Annotated in this window: 3 protein-coding genes and 1 pseudogene; all 4 read right to left on the bottom strand. The window is 61.4% G+C overall.

The annotated features are described in order from the left end of the window. On the bottom strand, positions 1–938 hold a 938-nt coding region (locus RMO97_RS12265; RefSeq protein ID WP_409035309.1), incomplete at its 3' end, for a hypothetical protein. A gap of 52 nt (positions 939–990) precedes the next feature. Further along, a pseudogene (gene ettA / locus RMO97_RS12260) lies at positions 991–2658 on the bottom strand (energy-dependent translational throttle protein EttA). A gap of 160 nt (positions 2659–2818) precedes the next feature. Beyond that, positions 2819–3163 carry a glycine zipper 2TM domain-containing protein gene (locus RMO97_RS12255; protein ID WP_310541354.1) on the bottom strand — a complete coding sequence of 115 codons (345 nt, stop codon included), beginning with the start codon at positions 3161–3163 and terminating at the stop codon, positions 2819–2821. A gap of 81 nt (positions 3164–3244) precedes the next feature. Beyond that, positions 3245–3444 (bottom strand): TIGR02466 family protein (locus RMO97_RS12250; protein WP_310541353.1); only part of this gene is annotated, 200 nt, incomplete at its 5' end.

The raw sequence follows: 3444 nt of genomic DNA, 5'->3' as shown, positions 1-3444 counted from the left end.
TCACCGCCTATGAGGCGGTCGGCGCCAAAGCCCCCGTAAACGCCGCCAATTTGGCTCCCGCCCCGTCCGTCATAAAGGTCGTCGCCGTATCCCAGTTTGACCTCGCCCTCTATCAGGCCGGAGTTCAGCAACTGGTCTGCGCCGTGTCTTAGGTCGACGATGCCCCGGATTATCCCGCTGTTTTCAACCCTCTGAATGGCATTTTGAACCGGTGAGTACAGGTAACTTTCGTCCAGTATTGCGATGGACCCGTCGATGAGGCCAGAGTTGATAATTCGGCAAGATTCTATTGCTGAGGCACGAACAACTACGGCAGCCGATCTTTCTCCGGCCACAAGCGCTGTAGTCCTGATCGTTCCGCTGTTGTCTAATGAGGAGTTTCGTTCAAGCAGAACACCTGTCGCGGAGCGCCCAGCAACCTCCATCAAATTGGTGTTTATAACCGTAGCTCCGTTCATAGCCCAGACACCCCATGCTTCTTGGGTGCTCGAACTAACACGAAATGTACCGGAGTTTTCGAAACGGAAGTACATATCCGAGGTGTAAATGCCTACTGCTTGAGACACGGCGATGACCTCAAACAAACCGGCATTGACCATATCACCGTTCCAGCCCCCAAATCCTTGGTCTGCGGTGAACCCTAGGGTCGGATTGCCTATCCCCGTACTTAGAACTCTGAAAACACCAGTCGCTTCATTCGTGAACACGGCATTGGAAAAGAACGAATCGCGAAGGAAATTGATCCCGGCTACTATTGAGGTGCTGTTAGAACTTACGGTAATGAGCCCGGCATTATTCAGCAACAGCGGCCCTGAACCAGAAGCGCCAGATATGCTCAAACCCACCAGGTCGGTGATGAAGATCGACTCCGTGGGACCGATCCGCCTGCTGCTGGATATTAGAATAGTCACAATGTCCCCCCGGATCACAGGGGTCATTGAGGCACAGTGCGGCTATCCGCACAAGTTTCCGAAGGTAGCTTTTAGGCAACTACCGCCCGAACTTCTGGAACTTGATCCGGTGCGGGATCAACGCATCCGTGCCCAACCGCCGCTTCTTGTCTTCCTCATACGCTTCAAAGTTGCCTTCGAACCATTCCACGTGGCTGTCGCCTTCGAAGGCCAGGATGTGGGTGGCGAGGCGGTCGAGGAACCAGCGGTCGTGGGAGATGACCACGGCGCAACCGGCGAAGCCTTCAAGCGCCTCTTCCAGGTTCTGAAGCGTCTCGATGTCCAGGTCGTTGGTCGGTTCGTCGAGCAGGATCAGATTGCCGCCAGTCGCAAGCGTCTTGGCCAGGTGGACGCGGTTGCGCTCTCCCCCTGACAGTTGACCGACCTTCTTCTGCTGATCCCCGCCCTTGAAGTTGAACGAGCCGACATAGGCGCGGGTGTTGATCTCGCGCTTGCCCACCATCATCACATCGGTGCCGCCTGAGATGACTTCCCAGATGGTCTTGTTGGGCTCCAGGTCGTCGCGGCTCTGGTCGACATAGGCCAGCTTGACCGTCTCGCCGACCTTGATGGTGCCGCTGTCCGGCTGTTCCTGGCCGGTGATCATGCGGAACAGGGTCGATTTGCCGGCGCCGTTCGGACCGATCACGCCGACGATGCCGTTTGGGGGCAACTTGAAGCTGAGATTGTCGAACAGCAGCTTGTCGCCATAGGATTTCCGCAGGCCCTCGGCCTCCAGCACGACATTGCCGAGGCGCGGGCCGGGCGGGATCTGGATGACCGCGTGGGTCTGGGCGCCGCGCATGCTCTCCTGCTCGGTCACCATGCGCTCATAGGCGGCCAGACGGGCCTTGGACTTGGCCTGACGGGCCTTGGCGCCCGAACGGACCCATTCCAGTTCGCGGGTCAGGGCGCGCTGGCGGGCTTCGGACTCAGACTGTTCCTGCACCACCCGCTTGGTCTTCTGCTCCAGCCAGCTGGAGTAGTTGCCCTCGTATGGGATGCCTTTCCCGCGATCGAGCTCCAGCGTCCACTTGGTCACCAGATCCAGGAAGTAGCGGTCGTGGGTCACCAGGATGACGCAACCGGGGAAGGCCTCCAGGTGGTGCTGCAACCAGGCGACGCTCTCGGCGTCCAGGTGGTTGGTGGGCTCGTCCAGCAGCAGCATGTCGGGCTTGGACAGCAGCAGGCGGGCGAGCGCGATGCGGCGCTTTTCACCCCCCGACAGATTGGTGACTTCCCAGTCGTTGGGCGGACAACGCAGCGCGTCCATGGCCATCTCGACCCGGCTGTCGATGTCCCACAGGTCGCCGGCGTCGATCTACTCCTGGAGGGCGGTCATCTCCTCCATCAGCTCGTCGGTGTAGTTTTCGCCCAGCTCCATGGCCACGGCGTTGAAGCGGTCGACCAGCTTCTTTTCCTCGCACCAGGCGATGGCGTTGTCCCAGACGTTCAGGCTGTCATCCAGGTGCGGCTCCTGCTCCAGATAGCCGCGCTTGATGCCGTCGGCGGCCTTGGCCTCGCCCGAGAACTCCGGATCCAGTCCGGCCATGATCTTCAGCAGGGTCGACTTGCCCGAGCCGTTGACGCCCACGACGCCGATCTTGGCGTCGTTGTAGAAGCTCAACCAGATGTTTTCGAATATCTTTTTGCCGCCGGGAAAGGTCTTGGTCAGACCCTGCATCTGGAAAATATACTGCTGCGCCATGAGGTGCGTGCGCCCTGTCGTCTGGGTGTGGGGAGATGGCGCGGGGTGTAGCGTCTGGGGAAGGGGAGGGCAATCACGAGCCGCCTGACATGGCGGATTGGCGCCGCCCTCTCTCCTTGAGGGCAAGGAAGACGGTCAGACCCCCATTTCGTAACGCTGCCTAGTAGCGGCCGGAATAGCGCCCGTAGGGAACGCGCTCATAGCCATACCGCCCGTCGCGGTTGTAGCCGCCGAAGCCATAGCCGCAGGGATCGTCCTCGGCCGAGAGCCGGCTGCCGATCACGGCTCCGGCCAGGGCGCCGATGGCGGCGCCGGTTTCGCGGTCGTCCTCTCCGGCGATGGCGGCCCCCAGCGCGGCGCCGGCCAGGCTGCCGGCGGCGGTCGCCATCTGGCGGTTGCGCGCATAGTCGCGCTGGCACTGGGACGCATAGTTGTCGGTCGTGGCGCAGCCGGTCAGGGCCAGACCGATGGCCGCCGCCGCTGTGACTTTGATCAGGTTCCGCATGGCTCTCTCCCTTGGCGGCCCCCTGATATCGAACACCGAGGGGGCGATACTGTTCCGCTAGGCGCTGGAGAGAGGCAGTCTTCAGGCGTAGTTGAAGCTCACCGAAATCCGCTCGGCCTTGGACCCATTCGGCGGCACCTCGTGCCGCAACCAGCTTTCCCACATCAGCACCGTCCCCGCCTGAGGGGCCAGATAGACGAACGGCCGCTCGGCCTCGGGCGCATCGGCGACCACCGCCGGGCGGGCCATCATCATAGGCAGGCGCGGGTCCTCCAGCTTCA

It is taken from the genome of Phenylobacterium sp. (assembly GCF_031425575.1).
Lineage (GTDB): Bacteria > Pseudomonadota > Alphaproteobacteria > Caulobacterales > Caulobacteraceae > Phenylobacterium.
This window is presented reverse-complemented; position numbering and strand designations above follow the sequence as displayed.

Bases quoted from the DNA above. Each gene is read 5' to 3' on its own strand.
- RMO97_RS12255 (WP_310541354.1), bottom strand. From the start codon at position 3,163: ATGCGGAACCTGATCAAAGTCACAGCGGCGGCGGCCATCGGTCTGGCC.